The organism is Bradyrhizobium sp. USDA 4353 (genome assembly GCF_054063215.1).
In genome coordinates this window covers 1,074,321-1,090,910 of the sequence record NZ_JBSSGB010000001.1, presented here as the reverse complement: position 1 = coordinate 1,090,910, position 16,590 = coordinate 1,074,321, and the positions used below count along the sequence as shown (strand labels likewise).

Annotated in this window: 17 protein-coding genes and 1 other RNA gene; 11 read left to right on the top strand and 7 right to left on the bottom strand. The window is 66.1% G+C overall.

The features are described from left to right. Nucleotides 1-11 precede the first annotated feature (11 nt). The 5 genes from ACVILH_RS04915 to ACVILH_RS04895 all read right to left on the bottom strand — a co-directional run bounded on the left by ACVILH_RS04915 (nucleotide 12) and on the right by ACVILH_RS04895 (nucleotide 3,947). On the bottom strand, nucleotides 12-1,478 hold the full coding sequence (locus ACVILH_RS04915; protein ID WP_456711887.1) for a methyl-accepting chemotaxis protein: 1,467 nt from the start codon (nucleotides 1,476-1,478) through the stop codon (nucleotides 12-14). A 19-nt stretch (nucleotides 1,479-1,497) separates the two neighbouring features. After that, complete coding sequence (locus tag ACVILH_RS04910; protein ID WP_456711886.1) at nucleotides 1,498-1,827, bottom strand: hypothetical protein; 330 nt, start codon at nucleotides 1,825-1,827, stop codon at nucleotides 1,498-1,500. A gap of 142 nt (nucleotides 1,828-1,969) precedes the next feature. Next, on the bottom strand, nucleotides 1,970-2,470 hold the full coding sequence (locus ACVILH_RS04905; RefSeq protein WP_006611470.1) for an Lrp/AsnC family transcriptional regulator: 501 nt from the start codon (nucleotides 2,468-2,470) through the stop codon (nucleotides 1,970-1,972). Nucleotides 2,471-2,585: 115 nt separating this feature from the next. Beyond that, nucleotides 2,586-3,524 carry an NAD(+) diphosphatase gene (nudC, locus tag ACVILH_RS04900; protein WP_456711885.1) on the bottom strand — a complete coding sequence of 313 codons (939 nt, stop codon included), beginning with the start codon at nucleotides 3,522-3,524 and terminating at the stop codon, nucleotides 2,586-2,588. Between the two features lie 3 nt (nucleotides 3,525-3,527). Then, nucleotides 3,528-3,947 carry an HIT domain-containing protein gene (locus ACVILH_RS04895; protein WP_456711884.1) on the bottom strand — a complete coding sequence of 140 codons (420 nt, stop codon included), beginning with the start codon at nucleotides 3,945-3,947 and terminating at the stop codon, nucleotides 3,528-3,530. A gap of 148 nt (nucleotides 3,948-4,095) precedes the next feature. Here ACVILH_RS04895 and ffs point away from each other — a divergent pair. The 7 genes from ffs to ACVILH_RS04860 all read left to right on the top strand — a co-directional run bounded on the left by ffs (nucleotide 4,096) and on the right by ACVILH_RS04860 (nucleotide 9,034). After that, nucleotides 4,096-4,192, top strand: an RNA gene (gene ffs, locus ACVILH_RS04890) — signal recognition particle sRNA small type. 146 nt (nucleotides 4,193-4,338) lie between these two features. Next, nucleotides 4,339-6,189 (top strand): DNA polymerase III subunit gamma/tau, encoded by a 1,851-nt coding sequence (locus tag ACVILH_RS04885; protein ID WP_456711883.1) that lies wholly within the window; start codon nucleotides 4,339-4,341, stop codon nucleotides 6,187-6,189. A gap of 20 nt (nucleotides 6,190-6,209) precedes the next feature. Then, nucleotides 6,210-6,530, top strand: a complete 321-nt coding sequence (locus ACVILH_RS04880) for a YbaB/EbfC family nucleoid-associated protein (RefSeq protein ID WP_006611474.1) — start codon at nucleotides 6,210-6,212, stop codon at nucleotides 6,528-6,530. Between the two features lie 232 nt (nucleotides 6,531-6,762). Continuing rightward, a complete protein-coding gene (gene recR, locus ACVILH_RS04875; protein ID WP_008964175.1) occupies nucleotides 6,763-7,362 on the top strand; it encodes a recombination mediator RecR in 600 nt (199 codons plus the stop codon). A 20-nt stretch (nucleotides 7,363-7,382) separates the two neighbouring features. Further along, nucleotides 7,383-7,808 (top strand): hypothetical protein, encoded by a 426-nt coding sequence (locus ACVILH_RS04870; RefSeq protein ID WP_456711882.1) that lies wholly within the window; start codon nucleotides 7,383-7,385, stop codon nucleotides 7,806-7,808. A gap of 97 nt (nucleotides 7,809-7,905) precedes the next feature. Further along, complete coding sequence (locus ACVILH_RS04865; protein ID WP_456711881.1) at nucleotides 7,906-8,604, top strand: hypothetical protein; 699 nt, start codon at nucleotides 7,906-7,908, stop codon at nucleotides 8,602-8,604. Nucleotides 8,605-8,626: 22 nt separating this feature from the next. After that, complete coding sequence (locus ACVILH_RS04860; protein ID WP_456711880.1) at nucleotides 8,627-9,034, top strand: DUF6915 family protein; 408 nt, start codon at nucleotides 8,627-8,629, stop codon at nucleotides 9,032-9,034. 11 nt (nucleotides 9,035-9,045) lie between these two features. Here ACVILH_RS04860 and ACVILH_RS04855 read toward each other — a convergent pair whose 3' ends face one another. Further along, a complete protein-coding gene (locus tag ACVILH_RS04855; RefSeq protein WP_456711879.1) occupies nucleotides 9,046-10,428 on the bottom strand; it encodes an AmpG family muropeptide MFS transporter in 1,383 nt (460 codons plus the stop codon). 43 nt (nucleotides 10,429-10,471) lie between these two features. Beyond that, nucleotides 10,472-11,728, bottom strand: a complete 1,257-nt coding sequence (locus tag ACVILH_RS04850; protein WP_456711878.1) for a DNA recombination protein RmuC — start codon at nucleotides 11,726-11,728, stop codon at nucleotides 10,472-10,474. A 169-nt stretch (nucleotides 11,729-11,897) separates the two neighbouring features. Here ACVILH_RS04850 and def point away from each other — a divergent pair, with 169 nt between their 5' ends. From def to ACVILH_RS04830, 4 genes are all read left to right on the top strand, one after another. Beyond that, a complete protein-coding gene (gene def, locus ACVILH_RS04845; protein WP_456711877.1) occupies nucleotides 11,898-12,425 on the top strand; it encodes a peptide deformylase in 528 nt (175 codons plus the stop codon). Between the two features lie 142 nt (nucleotides 12,426-12,567). After that, nucleotides 12,568-13,503, top strand: coding sequence for a methionyl-tRNA formyltransferase (gene fmt, locus ACVILH_RS04840; protein ID WP_456711876.1), 936 nt, complete (start codon nucleotides 12,568-12,570; stop codon nucleotides 13,501-13,503). Nucleotides 13,504-13,619: 116 nt separating this feature from the next. Continuing rightward, a complete protein-coding gene (truA, locus tag ACVILH_RS04835) occupies nucleotides 13,620-14,357 on the top strand; it encodes a tRNA pseudouridine(38-40) synthase TruA (protein WP_456711875.1) in 738 nt (245 codons plus the stop codon). 158 nt (nucleotides 14,358-14,515) lie between these two features. Next, complete coding sequence (locus tag ACVILH_RS04830; RefSeq protein WP_456711874.1) at nucleotides 14,516-16,573, top strand: methyl-accepting chemotaxis protein; 2,058 nt, start codon at nucleotides 14,516-14,518, stop codon at nucleotides 16,571-16,573. Nucleotides 16,574-16,590: the final 17 nt, after the last annotated feature.

Sequence of the window (16,590 nt, the reverse complement as noted above, 5' to 3'; positions counted from 1 at the left end):
AACGATGCGAACTAGGCGGCTCGCAGCGATTTCAAGAACTGATCGACCTCTGACTTGAGCCGAGCCGATTGCGAGGACAGGCCGTTCGCGGATTCCAGCAGCCGGGATGCAGCGCCGCCGGTCTCGTTGGAGGCGTTCGTCACGCTGCCCATGCTCTGGCTGACCAGCCGCGTGCCTTCCGAGGCCTGCTGCACATTGCCGGAGATCTCGCCGGTCGCGAGCCCCTGCTGTTCGACCGCAGTGGCGATTTCCTTGGAGATCCCGTCGATCTCCGCGATGGTCCCGCCGATCAGCTGGATGGCGCTGACCGCATCGCCCGTGGCGCTCTGGATGCTCTGCACCTGGCTGGAGATCTCCTCGGTTGCCTTGGCTGTCTGATTGGCCAAGGCCTTCACCTCGCTGGCCACGACGGCAAAGCCCTTGCCGTGCTCGCCGGCGCGGGCGGCTTCGATGGTGGCGTTCAGCGCGAGCAGATTGGTCTGGCTGGCGATCGTCTGGATCAGCGTGACCACCTCGCCGATCTTCTGCGTGCCCGCGGCGAGGCTTTCGACCACGCTGTTGGTGCGGCGCGCCTCCTCGGCGGCTTTGGCAGCGATTTCCGCCGAGCGGGTCACCTGCTGGGAAATGCTGCCGATGGACGCCGTGAGCTGCTCTGTCGCGGCCGCGACCGTTTCGACATTGGTCGAGGCCCGCTGCGAGGCGTGAGCCGCGGCAGACGTCTGGCGCGAGGCGTCAGCGCTGTTCCGGCTCATCAGAGATGACAGGTTCTGCACCTCGTTCGCAGCGACGGCCACGGCTTCGACGATGCCGCCGATCTTGCGTTCAAAGCCTTCCGCGAGCTCGCGCCGGGCGAGATCGCTTTGCTGCTTGATCCGCTGCTCGGCCTCGATCCGCTCGGCGTTGGCGCGCGCTTCGGCTGCGATCGCCGCATTGGCTTCCGCAGTCTTGCGCATGCTGGTTTCGAACAGCTGAGTGAGCTTGAGCGCGAGTGCGACGAGGACGCCCGCCTCGATCAGGAGGATGACCGCGTGCAGCACGACGCGGCCGAAATCGGCCCCGCCGGGATACACCGCGGCCGGAAACACGAAGTTCAGCACCAGATGATGAAGCGCGACCGCGATCGTGCCGGCCAGGATCGGCCGATAGTCGCAATAGGCGACGAGACAGGCCAGCGCCGCGAAGAAGTACATGTGCATGTCGATCTGCCATGCATGTCCGGACATCTGGTAGACGAGCACGGAGACGCCGCCCATGAGAGCAACCGCGACTGTCAGCTGGGTCGACAGGCTATCGCCGGCGCTGCGCCAGGAGAGCGTCGGGACGGCGGCCAAGACGGCCATCATCATGGTCGGCATCATCCAGTCGCCGCGCGACAGCCCGATGATGAGAGCGAGCGGAACGTGAATCCACAGCACCGCCAGCAGAACTTTGCTGGTCGTATCGCGGAGCATTGCCAGATCGTCCGTCTCGCCGGTCATTTCCACTCCCCAATATCATTCATTTTGCGAAGCAGGCGGAGACCGCCTGTGGGTCGATGACGAGCCAGGCTCCCGCCTCGCGCAGTCGCGCCAAGCCGTCTTGATCACCGGGCCGGACCACCAGCAACGACGAAAACGTCGTCGTGCGCACGAGAGCGGCGTCAGCCGATGCTGCAGCGAGCATCGTCTGTTGCGCGCTCCACCAGGGTGGAAAGGCGACGGCCACGATCTCGCGTCCGGGATGCACCTGCAGCGACAGCGCTGCCACCCCGACAAAGCTCGCGATCAAAAGGGCAATTGCATTCAGCCAGGCGCGCGACGACGAAGGTATGGTTGCACCGGAAATCATCACATCCGAAGATAGATGGATGGAGATAACTTCCGGTAAACGATGATTGGAAACGAAACAAAAGAACGGCGACGAAAAACAAAAGTCTGCTCTCGCTCCTGGTGGGGACTCGGAGAGGAGCGGTCCAAATAGGTGCGCCGAACTACACCGGTGGCACCGGCAGCGCGGTCACTGATTTGATCTTCTCCATCGCGAAGCGCGAGGTGACGTTCTTGAGCGGAACGGCGCTGATCAGCTTCTTGTAGAACACGTCGTAGCTCTGCATGTCCGCAACGACGACGCGCAGCATGTAGTCGACGTCGCCGGCCATCCGATAGAACTCCATCACCTCCGGCATTGAGCTGACGGCCTCGGCGAATTTCTTCAGCCAGGCGTCGGAATGGTCGGCGCTCTCGACCGACACGAACACGGAGATGCCGAGCCCGATCTTGTTCTGATCGACCAGGGCGACGCGGCGCAGGATCACGCCGTCGGCCTCAAGCCGCTGGATCCGCTTCCAGCACGGCGTCGACGACAGTCCGACCCGGTCGCCGATCTCGGCGACCGACAACGAGGCGTCCTCCTGCAAGACCATCAGGATCTTGCGGTCGATGGCGTCGAGCCGGCGGTTGGCTTCGGGGCTCTGGGCGGAGACGTCGGACATGGAGAAATTTGTTCCATATGAAGGTCAGGAAACCCTCATATAGAGAAAATCGTTCCAAGGCAAGGATGGGCCGTTCAGGCCGAGCGGTCAAATCCCTGACGGTTTTCAATTACCGCTAGGTCGCGTCGCTCAGCCAGCGGCCGACCAAATGATGGGCAATCGCGAAGGGATGCGGTCCCGCCAGTCCATCCGGATGCTGCCGCTGCAGCATCAGCCGGGCCTCGTCGCGGCTGAACCAGCGGACGTCCTCAAGCTCGTTGTGGTCGATGACGATGTCCTCATTCAGCGCCCGCGCGCTGCAGCCGATCATCAGCGATGACGGGTACGGCCAGGGCTGGGTCATGTAGTAGGTGACATCCGTGCAGCGGATACCGGATTCCTCGAACACCTCGCGGCGCACGGCGTCCTCGATCGTCTCGGCTGCCTCGACGAAGCCCGCAAGGCACGAATACATTCCGGCCGGAAACTGCTTCTGTCGGCCGAGCAGGCACTTGTCGCCCGAGGCGACCAGCGAGATCACCACGGGGTCGGTGCGCGGAAAGTGCTCGGTCTTGCAAGCAGGGCATTCGCGCTTCCAGCCGCCCTCGCGCATCGCGGTCTTGGTGCCGCAATTGGCGCAGAAACCGTGGCGCTGATGCCAGGACACCATCGACTTGGCCATCGCGATGGTCGCGAGCTGGTCCACCGGGATTGCGCCCTGCATGGCCAAGCCGCGCAACTCGGTCACGGACACGTCCTCGCGGCCGGCGAGCTTCTCGACCGCCGCCGGCGAGATGCCCATGCCGAACACGGCCGCGCCGTCCTGCAGGCCAAGGAAGATCGTCCCGGGATTGGCGCCGAACTTGAGCGCCTCGTCGATGGTGAGCAGGGCGCGGAGCTGGTCGCCGTCGCGCTTGAGCACCAGTGAATCGCGATGCACGACATAGGCGCGCGTCGATGGCTGGCTTTCGAAGGCGAGCAGCTTGTCGTCATGGAAACGCAGATGCGCGGCGCGCTCGATCGGATGGCCGACGAAGGCCGGCTTGCCCAGCGGAAACAGGTCGAATGGCGACATCTCTTACCCTAGCCAGATCTTGCGCCTGACAGCGCTGATGAAACTCTCGACCTCCTGCGGGTCGTGCGGCACCGGTGGGGCGACGCCCCACACTGGGCGCGGCCAGGCGACGTCACTGGTGCGGCGCGCGATGATGTGGACGTGCAGCTGCGGCACCATGTTGCCGAGTGCGGCGACATTGAGCTTGTCGCATTTGGTGATCTCCTTGACCGCGCGTGACACCCGCGTGATCTCGGTCATCAATTGTGCTTGGGCGACCTCGTCGAGATCGATGATCTCGACGGCGCCCTCCCGCCGCGGCACCAGCAAGAGCCAGGGATAGTTCGCGTCTTTGATCACCAGCACCCGCGACAGCGGCAGGTCGCCGATATTGATGGTGTCCTTCGCCAATTGCGGATGCAGCGACCAGGCTGATTCGGGCATGCGGCGGGGTTCCTGGCAGGACGTTCATGCGGGAAGCGCTGCGGCACCTAAAGCCTTTCCGAGCTGCGGCACAAGCCCGCGGGATGGCGGGCCGGGCCGGCGAAGCTCGCGCTTGCTTTCCGGACGGTTTGGCCCCAAATAGGCAGCGGGAGATTGGCGGTGGACGAGCCACTCGCCAACCGGGTCAGGTCCGGAAGGAAGCAGCCCTAACGAGGTCCGGATCGGGTCGCTCGTCAGTCTCCTACCTGTTTTCTCGAGCGAATCGCGCAAAGTTGGCGGGGACCCCGCGCAGGGCGGGCGCTCGACCGCACTCCGGTTGATTGCGTCGCGGCTGTTGGCGTCGACGACCGCGATCGAAGCCGGCCTGGAATGCTCACTTGCGGATCGCTCGATGACTGACGCTGGCGCCCCACCCGTTCCGCCCGACAGCGCCGACGCTCCCGCCAAGCCCTACCGGGTCCTGGCGCGCAAATACCGCCCCTCCAGCTTCGCGGATCTGATCGGCCAGGAGGCCGTCGTGCGCACGGTCTCGAACGCGTTCGAGACCGGCCGCATTCCGCAGGCCTGGATTCTCACCGGCGTCCGCGGCGTCGGCAAGACCACGACGGCCCGCATCCTCGCCCGCGCGCTGAATTACGAGCTGCCCGACGGCTCGGTGAAGGGGCCGACCATCCACATGCCGGTGCTCGGCACCCATTGCCAGGCGATCATGGAAAGCCGGCACATGGACATCCTGGAGATGGATGCGGCGTCGCATACGGGTGTCGACGACGTTCGCCAGATCAATGACAGCGTGCGTTATGCGCCGGCCAGTGCGCGCTACAAGGTCTACATCATCGACGAAGTCCACATGCTGTCGACGGCGGCGTTCAACGCCTTCCTCAAGACGTTGGAGGAGCCGCCGGAGCACGCCAAATTCGTGTTTGCGACGACAGAGATCCGAAAAGTCCCGGTCACGGTGTTGTCGCGCTGCCAGCGCTTCGATCTGCGCCGCGTCGAGGCCGACGTGCTGATGAAGCACCTTGCCGGCATCGCGACGAAGGAGGGCGTGACGATCGAGCCCGAGGCGCTCGGCATCATCGCGCGCGCCGCCGAAGGCTCGGTGCGCGATTCGCTGTCGCTGCTCGACCAGGCCATCGCGCACAGCGCTGGTGAAGTGCGAGCCGACGACGTCCGGCAGATGCTGGGGCTGGCCGATCGCACCCGCGTCATCGATTTGTTTCATCACCTCGCGAGCGGCGACATCGCGGCTGCGTTCAAGGAATTCCGCGAGCAATATGACGTCGGCGCCGATCCGGTGGTCGTGTTGTCGGATCTCGCCGAGTTCGTGAACTTCGTCACCCGCGTGAAGGTCGTTCCGGCCACCGCCGACAATGTCGCCTTCAGCGAGACCGAGCGGCTGCGCGCGCGTGATTTCGCGACCAAGCTGTCGATGCGCGTGCTGTCGCGGATGTGGCAGATGCTGCTCAAGGGCATCGCCGAGACGCAGGGCGCGACGCGTCCCGCGGCGGCCGCCGAGATGGTGCTGGTGCGCATCGCCTATGCGGCCGATCTACCGACGCCCGATGAAGCCATTCGCATGATCGACCAGAATGGCGGGGGATCACCGGTCGTCACGAACGGTGGCGGCGGACGCTCTGCACCGGCGCACAGCATGAGCGCGGGCGCGCCGGCGATCATGAGCTCGACGCCGATGCAGCCGGCGCCGCGCACGCAGGGGCCGACGCTGGCTGCGGTCGGCGGCGGCATGCGGCCGCAGGCGATGACATCGCCGGCGCCGGCATCACAGGATCAGCCGGCGCTGCGCATCGGGAGCTTCCAGGAGCTCGTGGCGCTCGCCGGCAAGAATCGCGATTTGATCACCAAGAGCGCGCTCGAGATGGACGTTCGGCTGGTCCGTTTCGAGGAGGGCCGGCTGGAGATCGCCCTGGAACGGACGGCGCAGCGCTCGCTTGTCTCGGACCTCGGGCGCAAGCTGGAGGATTGGACCGGTCGGCGCTGGACCGTGATCGTGTCCAACGAGCAGGGCCAGGCGACCTTGCGCGAGCAGAACCTGCGCGCCAAGAGCGAGCGCGAGGCGGCCGCGGAAGCCGATCCGCGCGTGCAGGAGGTCCTGGCGCGGTTCCCGGGTACCAAGGTGGTCGAAGTGCGCCGCCTCGCCCCCGAGCCGCCCGAATCGGACGCCAGTGCTGTCGAGCCGCCTGACGAGTCCGACTCCGACAATGATGATGATGATTTCTAAGCTGATGACGAGGTGCTCCGATGGCTGACTTTCTCGGCATGATGAAACAGGCGGCGCAGCTGCAATCGAAGATGCAGGAGATGCAGGCGGAACTCGGCAATGTCGAGGTCGAGGGCATCTCCGGCGGCGGTCTCGTCGCCGTGCGCATGACCGCCAAGATGGACGTGAAGTCGATCAAGATCGATCCGTCGCTGTTGAAGCCGGAGGAGGCCGAGATCCTGGAGGATCTGCTGGTCACCGCGCATGGCGATGCGCGCCGCAAGGCGGAAGCCGCGATGCAGGAGAAGATGCAGGCCATCACCGGCAAGCTCGGCCTGCCGCCCGGCTTCGGCTTCGGCTAGTTCATGATGCATTCGTGGGGTGCGGCAGATGAGATCCACCTCTCCCGAAGGGAGAGGTCGGATTGCATCGCCAGATGCAATCCGGGTGAGGGCAACAGGTCCCTCCATCCTGCTGAACCCCCTCACCCGCGCCTGCGGCGCGACCTCTCCCCAACGGGGAGAGGTGACGCACGCTCGCGGCGGCCAGTTCGGCTCGCAATGACGGGCTGTCCCTCATACCTATTGTGACCTGATGGCTGTCGCCGGTCCTGAAATCGAGCGCCTGATCCAGCTGCTTGCGCGCCTGCCCGGTCTCGGGCCGCGCTCGGCGCGGCGTGCTGCGCTGCATCTGATCAAGAAGCGCGAGGCGCTGATGGTGCCGCTGGCGTCGGCGCTACAGGTCGCGATCGACCGCATCCAGGTCTGCAAGACCTGCGGCAACATCGACACGCAGAGCCCCTGCACGGTGTGCACCGATCCGCGGCGTGATCCCGCCATGATCGTGGTCGTCGCCGATGTCGCCGACCTCTGGGCGCTGGAGCGCGCGAAGGCTTCCAACGGCCGCTATCACGTGCTCGGCGGCACCTTGTCGCCGCTCGACGGCGTCGGTCCGCAGGACCTCACCATCGACGCGCTGGTGCAGCGGGCGCATGCGCCGGAGGTGTCCGAGATCATTCTCGCACTGAACGCGACGGTGGATGGCCAGACCACCGCGCATTACATCACCGACCTCCTACAGGAGGCGAACGTCAAGGTCACGCGGCTTGCACATGGCGTGCCGGTCGGCGGCGAGCTCGACTATCTCGACGAAGGCACGCTCTCGGCCGCGATGCGGCAGCGGACCTTGTTCTAAGCACAAACGGAAGTGGAATGATGACGAAACGCGGATTCGGCAAACGGCTGGCTTTGGGCGCGATTTGGATGGCGCTCTCGGCAGCGTCAGTGCTCGCCCAGCAGGGCGACGCGCCGCAGAAGGCCGGCAAGCCGCTGAACACCGGCGACGTGCTGTCGGGCGAGCTGACCGCGTTGAAGGTCAAGGGCGCCAAGCCGGGCCAGCCGTCATCCGCCTATCAGATCACCAGCGAGCCCCGCCGCCTGCCGCCGCCGAGCGGCCTGTGCAATCTCGAGACCGGCCCGGAGACCTTTCAACTCGTCACTGCGACACCCGCGCAGGCTTCGCAGCTCAAGGGGCTGCTCGGCAAGCAGATCGCGGTGAAGGTCGACGAGATCGCCTGCGCGCAGGATGCCGGGCAGATCAGCGAGGCGGTCGTGACCAAGTGGACCTTGGTGAAGCGCTGAGCGCGCGATCCTCGCTCGGTCATAGCTGTTGCGCGATGGTCCTTCCTTGCCTCGACCGCCGCGGGTTAGCGTGTCGCGCCGCAGAGGAGAGAAGGCAATGCCGTTCATCTACGACGAATCTGAGCGCGAGTGGCACGACGAGGACTCCGATCCGCCGGATCCGCGGGCCAGCGACTTCGTCTATTTGCCTGCGCCCGAATTCGGCGGGCAACAGGAGCCGGTCCCTTTCTCACTGCTGACCCCTGACGGGGAAATCACCGCACCGCCTGTGCGCGCCGCAAGGTGGAGCTTTTTCCGTGGCCTGTTCGGCCGGCGGATATCGTCGGCGCAGATCAGCCGCGAGATCCTGGACAACCAGCGCCGCCAGCAATTGCTGTTCGGGGCGCTGGTTCCGCCGCTGCGCGCGGCCGGCGCCAGGCGGGCTTATTGCCGCTACGATGGCGGTCACGACGAGGGATTTTCCTGGCTCGATCACTACGAGAACGAGGCGGGGGATCGCCTCGATCTCGATGCGCTGGCCGCGCGGCTTCTCGACATCGGCGTTCATGATCAGCTGCGGACCGTTGGATCTCGTTTCCGATCCGCAGCCAGCTTCAGGCATCAAAAGCTCGCCGAGCTGCGCGCCGTCATGTCGGATGAGCTGGTCGAGGAGTGGGCCATGCTGCTGTTCGGTGGAGGATATGGGACCGGCGAATACTGCATGTACGGGGCGTTCTGGGTCGACCTCGAAGCATGCACCATCACCGATGATCGTAACGCCGATCCGGTCGTGCAGAACATCATCATCGCAAAATAGCGGCGGCCTATGAGAGGCGATCATGGCGCATCCCTATCACCACGCTGTTCGCTCGGCCCGCCTGTTCGGTGGAGAGCCCGCCGACTATCTGGCGATCCACGACTGGTTCGACGAAAGCAAGGCGCATCTGGCCGACGTTCGCCATCGCGCCCTGCGTCACCACAGCGAAGGGATATTCCTGTGCGAGGCCATCTTCGGCGCAACTCTGACCAACAGCATCGGCAAGGTCATTCCTGTTAGGACGATCGGCGAGCAGCACGTCAAGGACGATCTGGGTTGGATCCCGACCGTCAAGGATTGGCTGCAACATCTGGAGGTCCAGCCCTGGATGGGACGAACGCCGTTTCGCCCGCAAACCGACGAGCGGCAGGCTGCAGGCGCGCCCGGAGGCGAGCAGCCGCAGGATGATGCGGCGTCGCTGGAGCGCTGACCCGCCGGGTCTCAGACCTTGACGGGTCCCAGCGTATCGAAGTGCCCGCGGCGCTGGAGCCACGCCAGCAGCACGAGGCTCGGGATCGCCGCCAGCACGCAGATGACAAAGAACAGCGGCCAGCCAGTGGCCTTGGCCACGTAGCCCGCGCCTGACGACAGATAGGTTCGGCCGACGGCGGCGAGCGCGGTGAGCAGCGCATATTGGGTCGCGGTATGCAGCGGGTTCTTACACAAGGCCGAGAGATAGGCGACGAAGATCACGGTGCCGATCGCGCTGGTGAAGTTTTCCGCCGAGATCGCCAGCGCCAGCGCCCATTGATTGACGCCGACGATCGCGAGCCAGGAGAACGACAGGTTCGCGAGCGCCTGCACGATGCCGCCGATCCAGAGGCTCGTGGCGAGCGAATAGCGCCGCGCCACGAAGCCACCGGCGAAGCCGCCGGCGAGCGTGGCGGCGAGGCCGACGCCCTTCACAATCGCGGCGTAGTCGACCTTGGTGAAGCCGAGATCGATGACGAACGGCGCGGTCATCGTTCCGGAGAAGGCGTCGGTGAACTTGAACAGCACGACGAAGGCGAGCGCGGCCAGCGCATCGCGTCGGCCGAGGAATTCGAGGAAGGCGCCGGCGGCAGCATGCGCGACACGGGTGAGGGCGGTGTCTGCGCCCATCGCGGCTTCGGCCTGCTTCGACTGGGTCGGCTCCGTCGCCGCAAGCGCCGTGATCGTGCCGATCAGCACCAGCGCGGCCATCACGACGTAGCCCCACATCCATGACACCGGGCGGGTCAGTCCCGAACTCTCGAACGCGCTGACCACGACCAGCGCGCCGGCCGTCGAGACCAGCATGCCGATGCGGTAGGCCGCGACATAGGCCGCCATGCCCGCGGCCTGCTCGCTCTCGGGCAGGCTCTCGACGCGGAAGGCGTCGACGACGATGTCTTGGGTCGATGATGTGGCGGCGACCAGCAGCGCTGCCAGTGCGACCATGAACGGTGCGTGCGCCGGGTCGGTCAGAGCCAGCAGCAGGATCGCTGCGATCAGCAAGAGCTGCGCGAACACCAGCCAACCGCGCCGTCGCCCGAATGCGCGCGTCAGCAGCGGCACATGCAGGGCGTCGACCAGCGGCGCCCACAGGAACTTCAGCGTGTAGGGCGTGCCGACCAGCGCGAACAGCCCGATGGTGCCGAGATCGACGCCGAGCTCGCGCATCCAGATCTGCAGGGTCGAGCCGGACAGCGCTAGCGGCAGGCCCGAGGAAAAGCCCAGGAACAGCACCACGAGCACGCGCGGCTGTAGATACACGGCCATGCTCTCGCGCCAGGTGGGAGCCGGCTTGGCTTCGGGCTTTGCAGCGGTCGCTGCGAGGTCGGATGTCGCGTCGGGTGCGGTCATGGCGGGGTGGTAGCAGATTTGGACGGCTGTCGCGACGCCGCCATCACTCCCCCGCCTGCATCCGCCCCGCCAGCGGAAACAGGTCCGGCGTCGTGCTTGCAGCCGGCGCGATCCGCGGCGAGTCCATCGGTGCGTCCTGCTTGCCGAAATCCAGCTCCTCGATGCGCGCGGCGCGTTTCTCGATCTTGTCGGCGGAGATCAGGATCTGGCGGATATCCTCGCCGACGTCGCCGAAATGCTTTTGCAGCTTGAGCACGCGCTCGCGCAGCCGGCCGAGGTCGTCGCCGAGATGGATCACCTCGTTGCGGATCTGGTCGGCGGCGTCGCGGATGCGGGCATCCTTCATGATCTGCTGCATCACCTGGATCGCGAGCATCAAGAGCGACGGCGACACCAGCACGACGCGCGCACGATAGGCCTTCTGAATCACGTCGTCGAAACCATCGTGGATCTCGGCATAGACAGACTCCGACGGCACGAACATCAGCGCGGTGTCCTGCGTCTCGCCGACCACCAGGTACTTCTCGGCGATGTCGTTGACGTGGCGCAGCACGTCGGTCCGCAGACGCTGTGCGGCGGCGCGTTTCTCGTCCTCGGTCTCCGCATCGTGCAGCGCGGTCACGGCTTCCAGCGGAAATTTCGCGTCGATGCACAGCGGCCTGGTATCGGGCAGGAACACCACACAGTCGGGCCGCTTGCCGCTGGCGAGCGTGTACTGGAACGCGTAGCTGCCCTTCGGCAGCCCGTCCTGCACGATCGCCTCCATCCGCGCCTGGCCGAACGCGCCGCGCGACTGCTTGTTGGCGAGCACGTCGCGCAAGGTCGTGACCTGCGTCGTCAGCTCGCTGAGATCGCGGTGGGCATTGTCGATGATGCCGAGCCGCTCGTGCAGCACGCGCAACGAATCCATCGTGTGGCGCGTGGTCTGCTCCATCGACTGGCCGACGCGGTGGGTGACGGCGTCGAGGCGCTCGTTGACGCTGCGGGCGAGGTCGACCTGGCGGCCGGCGAGCAACTGGGCCATGGCGTCGACGCGGCCGGAGGCCTCGCTCTGCACCCGGATCATCTCGCCGAACCGTTGTTCGATCTCCTCGGTGCGCATTGCCTGCTGGGCCGCAAGCTCGGCGCTCCGCCGTCCCGAGCGGGCCACCGCCAGGCCGATCATCACCAGCAGCAGCAGCACCAGCACGCCGAACCCGATCAGCGCGTCGCTGGCGCGGACGGGCAGGTCGCCGATCATGACGACGACAGGATTGAGCGCAGAATTCAGCGCAGGATTCAGCTGTTGGCTGGCAGTCATCACCCCCGTCTATCCGATTCGCAAAGTGTCGCGAACGAAGAGAGAACATTTATGGTTAAGGCCGGGTTAAGAAGTATGGTTAACGGATCGTTGAAATTCATGGTTAGCGAAGTCTTAACCGCGCGCCATCACATTGACCGCGCCTGCTTCGGGGCTTAAATCGCGCGCCATGTCCCTCAGAGAAATCATCATCCTGCCCGACAAGCAGTTGCGGCTGGTGTCCAAGCCTGTCGAGAAGGTCACACCGGACATCCGGCAGCTGGTCGACGACATGTTTCAGACCATGTACGACGCCCCCGGCATCGGGCTTGCGGCGATCCAGGTCGCGCAACCCCTGCGCGTCATCACCATGGATCTGGCCAAGCCAGATGCGGGCGGCGAGACCAAGCGCGAGCCGCGGGTCTTCATCAATCCGGAGATCATCGCCAAGTCCGATGAGCTGTCGGTCTATGAGGAAGGCTGCCTGTCGATCCCCGAATATTACGAGGAGGTCGAGCGGCCGGCGCGGGTGCGCGTGCGCTTCACCGATCTCGACGGCGTCGTCCGCGAGGAGGATGCCGAGGGTCTCTACGCCACCTGCATCCAGCACGAGATCGACCATCTCAACGGCGTGCTGTTCATCGACTATCTGTCGAAGCTCAAGCGCGACCGCGTGATGAAGAAGTTCACCAAGGCCGCCAAGCGCGCGGGCGAGTGATTGAGTTCGCGACCCATCGGCTTGCCCGGTGGGCTCTCTCCCGTCGGTGGTGAGAGGCGGGCCCACGCCCACCGCTTCCTGGGCTCACCCCCCTCCCTAACCCTCCCCCACAAGGGGGGAGGGAACGCATCGAGTGAGCTGCATGCCCCTTCGCCTGATCTTCATGGGCACGCCGGATTTCGCCGTGCCGACCCTGCTCGAGCTCGCCGGCCACGGCCACGAGATCGTGGCCGTCTACACCCGTGCGCCGAAGCCGGGTGGCCGCCGCGGGCTCGCCTTGGTGCCCACGCCGATCGAGACCGAGGCGCGGCGGCTCGGCATTCCCGTGCTCACGCCGAAGACGCTGAAGACCGAGGAGGCGTTGGCCGATTTCCGCGCGCACCAGGCCGACGCCGCCGTCGTCGTCGCCTACGGCATGATCCTGCCGCAGGCGATCCTCGATACGCCCCGGCTCGGCTGCTACAATCTACATGCCTCGCTGCTGCCGCGCTGGCGCGGCGCCGCCCCGATCAATCGCGCGATCATGGCGGGTGACGCCGAGAGCGGCGTGATGGTGATGAAGATGGATGTCGGTCTCGACACCGGCGACGTCGCGATGGCCGAGCGCCTTCCCATCACCGATGCGATGACCGCCTCGGATCTGCACGACAAGCTCTCCCGCATCGGCGCCGACCTGATGGTGCGCGCCATGTCCGCGCTGGAGCGCGGCGGGCTGACGCTGAGGAAGCAGGCCGAGGACGGCGTGACCTACGCCGCCAAGATCGAGAAGGTGGAGGCGCGGATCGATTGGGCGAAGCCGGCGCACGCCGTGCTGCGGCACATCCACGGCCTGTCCCCATTCCCCGGCGCCTGGAGCGAGGTCGTGCTCGATGGCGAAGCCGTGCGGCTGAAGATCCTGCGCTGTGCGCTTGCCGACGGTGCGGGCGAGCCCGGCACCGTCCTCGACGACCAGCTCACCATCGCCTGCGCCGACGGCGCCATCCGCGTCACCGAGCTGCAGCGCGCCGGCAAGGGCCCGATGAAGGCCGCGGATTTCCTGCGCGGCACACCTGTCGCGCCGGGCCTGCGCTTCGGCTGACCATCTCAGCTCGTCATGCGCGGGCTTGACCCGCGCATCCATCTCGCGAACAAGCTTCGTTCCTGGATGGATTGCCGGGTCAAGCCCGGCAATGACGCCCACATGCGATCGAGGCAATGCCCCGCTACAAGCTCACCATCGAATATGACGGCACTCCCTTCTGCGGCTGGCAGCTGCAGGAGACGCTGCCGTCGGTGCAGGGCGCGCTGGAAAATGCGGTGCAGGCGACCTGCGGCGTGGCCACCCGCGTGCACGGCTCGGGGCGCACCGATGCCGGCGTCCACGCCACCGGGCAGGTCGCGCATTGCGACATCGAGAAAGAGTTCCGGACGGACAAGCTGCGCGACGCCCTCAACGCGCATCTGCGGCCGAACCCGGTCGCCGTGCTCGATGCTGAGATCGTGCCCGACTCATTCGAGGCCCGCTTCTCCGCGCGCAAGCGGCACTACCGCTATCGCATCGTCAATCGCCGCTCCAACCTCGCGCTCGAGGTCGGCCGCGTCTGGCGCGTGCCCCAGCGGCTCGATTCCGATGCGATGCATGCCGCTGCCCAACGCCTGATCGGCAAGCATGATTTCACGACGTTCCGTGACACAGAATGTCAGGCGAAGTCGCCGGAGAAGACGCTCGATCAGCTCGATGTCGTCAGGGACGGTGATGCCATCACCGTCATCACGTCAGCGCGCTCCTATTTGCACAGCCAGGTGCGCTCGATGGTCGGCTCGCTGGTGTGGGTCGGGCAGGGCCGCTGGAGCGCCGACGATCTCGCAGCCGCGCTCGCCGCGCGCAATCGCGCAGCCTGCGGCGTCGTCGCGCCGCCGGAAGGACTTTACCTGGTGAAGGTCGACTACTGAGGTCGGTTCCGCAGCAGGCCTTTGGTCCGTGTTGTTAACATATGAGAATTTCTGTCCTAATTAGTTCCGGTTGGGCAGCGCGGGACGGACATTCTTAACTTCAAATTGAAATCCTCGCTGGTATCGAACCTGGAGGCTGTTGTTCAGCGAGGTCTGTCGTGCGCATTCGTCAAGTGTTCCTGCTCTCCTTGCTGCTCGGGGCCGTGATCGGCCTGCTCGCCACCGTGTTGTTCGCCTGGCAGCAGCTGACCTCGTTGCAGGCGGCTCGGACGGCAGGAAGCGATGCGCAATTGCTCGCGGCCATGCTTCGGCTGCCCGAGAAGCTCAACATCGAGCGCGCCTGGGTGAACCCGCGCCTCGCATCCGCCAATCCGGCGACGGCCGAGGAGCTGGCGGCCCTCAAGAAGATCACCGGTGGATCGGACGAGGCGTTCGCCAAGGCACGCAGCCTCGCGCAACTGCGTGACGACCTGACGGCGTTGGACTCGATCGAGCAGAAGCTGAAGTCGCTGCGGGGCACGGCGCTCGACGCGGTGGCCCAGCCCAAGTCGTCCAGGCCCGACGCGATCGTGCGCGATTACGTGCCGCAGATGTTCACGGTGCAGGAAGCGACCGGCAGCCATGTCGAGGTCATCGTTCGCCGCATCAATGCGGCCAATCCCGCCGTCGGCCAGGCGGCTCGGCTGGCTGTCATCGGTTGGGACCTGCGCGACTGGGCCGGCCGTGCCACGACCACGCTCATTCGCATGATCGCGACCAAGCAGCCGATGGCCGGCGAGCCGGCCGAGGCGCTGGCGGCCTTCAAGGGACGCATCGACCGCATCTGGGCGACGGCCAAGCTCGCCGCGGCCGAGATCGATCAGAAGCCGATCTTCGCCGCGATCGCCGAGGTGGAGAACGGCTATTGGGCGCGCGGCGGCGAGCTCTATACGTCGCAGGTGGCGCCGAACCGCGGCAAGGTGCTGGAGCTCGATCCCGATCAGTTCCTGCGCTCGCTGTTCCCGATCCTCGACACTATCCTGCCCCTGCGTGATGCCGCGCTGACCGAGGCGCTGCGGCAGAGCGAGGCCGCGATCAGCGAAGCCCAGGCTCGCTTCGTCCTTGCGCTCGTCCTGCTGGTGGTCAACATCACCGCTGCCGCGCTCGGCACGATCTGGTTCAACGGCCGCGTCATCAAGCCGCTCTCGACCTTGACCGAGCTGATCGGTCGTATCGCTGGCGGCGAGCGCGACGTGGCGATTGCCTATCGTGACCGCACCGACGAGGTCGGCACCCTCGCCAATGCCATCGGTGTGTTGCAGGAGAAGTCTGCGGAGGCCGACCGGCTGGCGCTGCAGGGCGCCGATGCCGAGGCGCGGCGCGATGCGCGCCGGCAGAAGATCGAGGCGCTCACCCGCCGCTTCGGCGAGGTGATCGACACGCTGTGCGGCCGGTTGAGCGATGCCGCCAGCGGGCTGAAGCAGTCGGCCGAAACGCTCGACGGCTCGGCCAGCACCACGGCGTCCCGTGCCACGGCTGTCGCGGAGGCCGCGGCGCAGGCGACCTCCGGCGTCAACACGGTGGCGGCCGCATCCGAAGAGCTCGACGCATCGATGAAGGAGATCACCCGCCAGATCGCGGAAGCCGCGTCGGAATCGTCGAATGCGACCAGCCAGGCGCTCGACACCACCGACAAGGTGCGCACGCTCGCCGGCAGCGCCACCCGCATCGGCGACGTCGTGCAATTGATCCGCGCGATCGCCTCGCAGACCAATCTGCTCGCGCTCAACGCCACGATCGAATCGGCGCGTGCGGGTGAGGCCGGCAAGGGCTTTGCCGTGGTCGCCTCCGAGGTGAAGAGCCTGGCGTCGCAGACCAGCAAGGCCACCGAGGAGATCGAGAGCCAGATCGCGGCGATCCAGAACGAGACCGGCAGCACGGTCGCTGCGATCGAGAAGATCGCGGCCGTCGTCAACACGATCAGCGGCGTCACCGGAGCCGTCGCAAGCGCGGTGGCCGAGCAGAGCGCGACGACGCGGGAGATCGCCCGCAGCGTGCAGCAGACCGCGAGCGGCACCAACGATGTTTCGTCGTCGATTGCACTGGTGAGCGCTGCCGCCGCCGATACCAGAGGATCGGCGCGCTCGCTGCTGGATTCTGCAGCGAGTCTCGCCGGCCAGGCCACCGACCTGCGCCGCGAGGTCGATCAGTTCCTGGCGGAGGTGAAGGCCGCCTGATCCGAGTCAGGCGCGCC

Bases quoted from the DNA above. Each gene is read 5' to 3' on its own strand.
- ACVILH_RS04915 (WP_456711887.1), bottom strand. From the start codon at position 1,478: ATGACCGGCGAGACGGACGATCTGGCAATGCTCCGCGATACGACCAGC.
- ACVILH_RS04910 (WP_456711886.1), bottom strand. From the start codon at position 1,827: ATGATTTCCGGTGCAACCATACCTTCGTCGTCGCGCGCCTGGCTGAAT.
- ACVILH_RS04905 (WP_006611470.1), bottom strand. From the start codon at position 2,470: ATGTCCGACGTCTCCGCCCAGAGCCCCGAAGCCAACCGCCGGCTCGAC.
- nudC (WP_456711885.1), bottom strand. From the start codon at position 3,524: ATGTCGCCATTCGACCTGTTTCCGCTGGGCAAGCCGGCCTTCGTCGGC.
- ACVILH_RS04895 (WP_456711884.1), bottom strand. From the start codon at position 3,947: ATGCCCGAATCAGCCTGGTCGCTGCATCCGCAATTGGCGAAGGACACC.
- ACVILH_RS04885 (WP_456711883.1), top strand. From the start codon at position 4,339: ATGACTGACGCTGGCGCCCCACCCGTTCCGCCCGACAGCGCCGACGCT.
- ACVILH_RS04880 (WP_006611474.1), top strand. From the start codon at position 6,210: ATGGCTGACTTTCTCGGCATGATGAAACAGGCGGCGCAGCTGCAATCG.
- recR (WP_008964175.1), top strand. From the start codon at position 6,763: ATGGCTGTCGCCGGTCCTGAAATCGAGCGCCTGATCCAGCTGCTTGCG.
- ACVILH_RS04870 (WP_456711882.1), top strand. From the start codon at position 7,383: ATGACGAAACGCGGATTCGGCAAACGGCTGGCTTTGGGCGCGATTTGG.
- ACVILH_RS04865 (WP_456711881.1), top strand. From the start codon at position 7,906: ATGCCGTTCATCTACGACGAATCTGAGCGCGAGTGGCACGACGAGGAC.
- ACVILH_RS04860 (WP_456711880.1), top strand. From the start codon at position 8,627: ATGGCGCATCCCTATCACCACGCTGTTCGCTCGGCCCGCCTGTTCGGT.
- ACVILH_RS04855 (WP_456711879.1), bottom strand. From the start codon at position 10,428: ATGACCGCACCCGACGCGACATCCGACCTCGCAGCGACCGCTGCAAAG.
- ACVILH_RS04850 (WP_456711878.1), bottom strand. From the start codon at position 11,728: ATGACTGCCAGCCAACAGCTGAATCCTGCGCTGAATTCTGCGCTCAAT.
- def (WP_456711877.1), top strand. From the start codon at position 11,898: ATGTCCCTCAGAGAAATCATCATCCTGCCCGACAAGCAGTTGCGGCTG.
- fmt (WP_456711876.1), top strand. From the start codon at position 12,568: ATGCCCCTTCGCCTGATCTTCATGGGCACGCCGGATTTCGCCGTGCCG.
- truA (WP_456711875.1), top strand. From the start codon at position 13,620: ATGCCCCGCTACAAGCTCACCATCGAATATGACGGCACTCCCTTCTGC.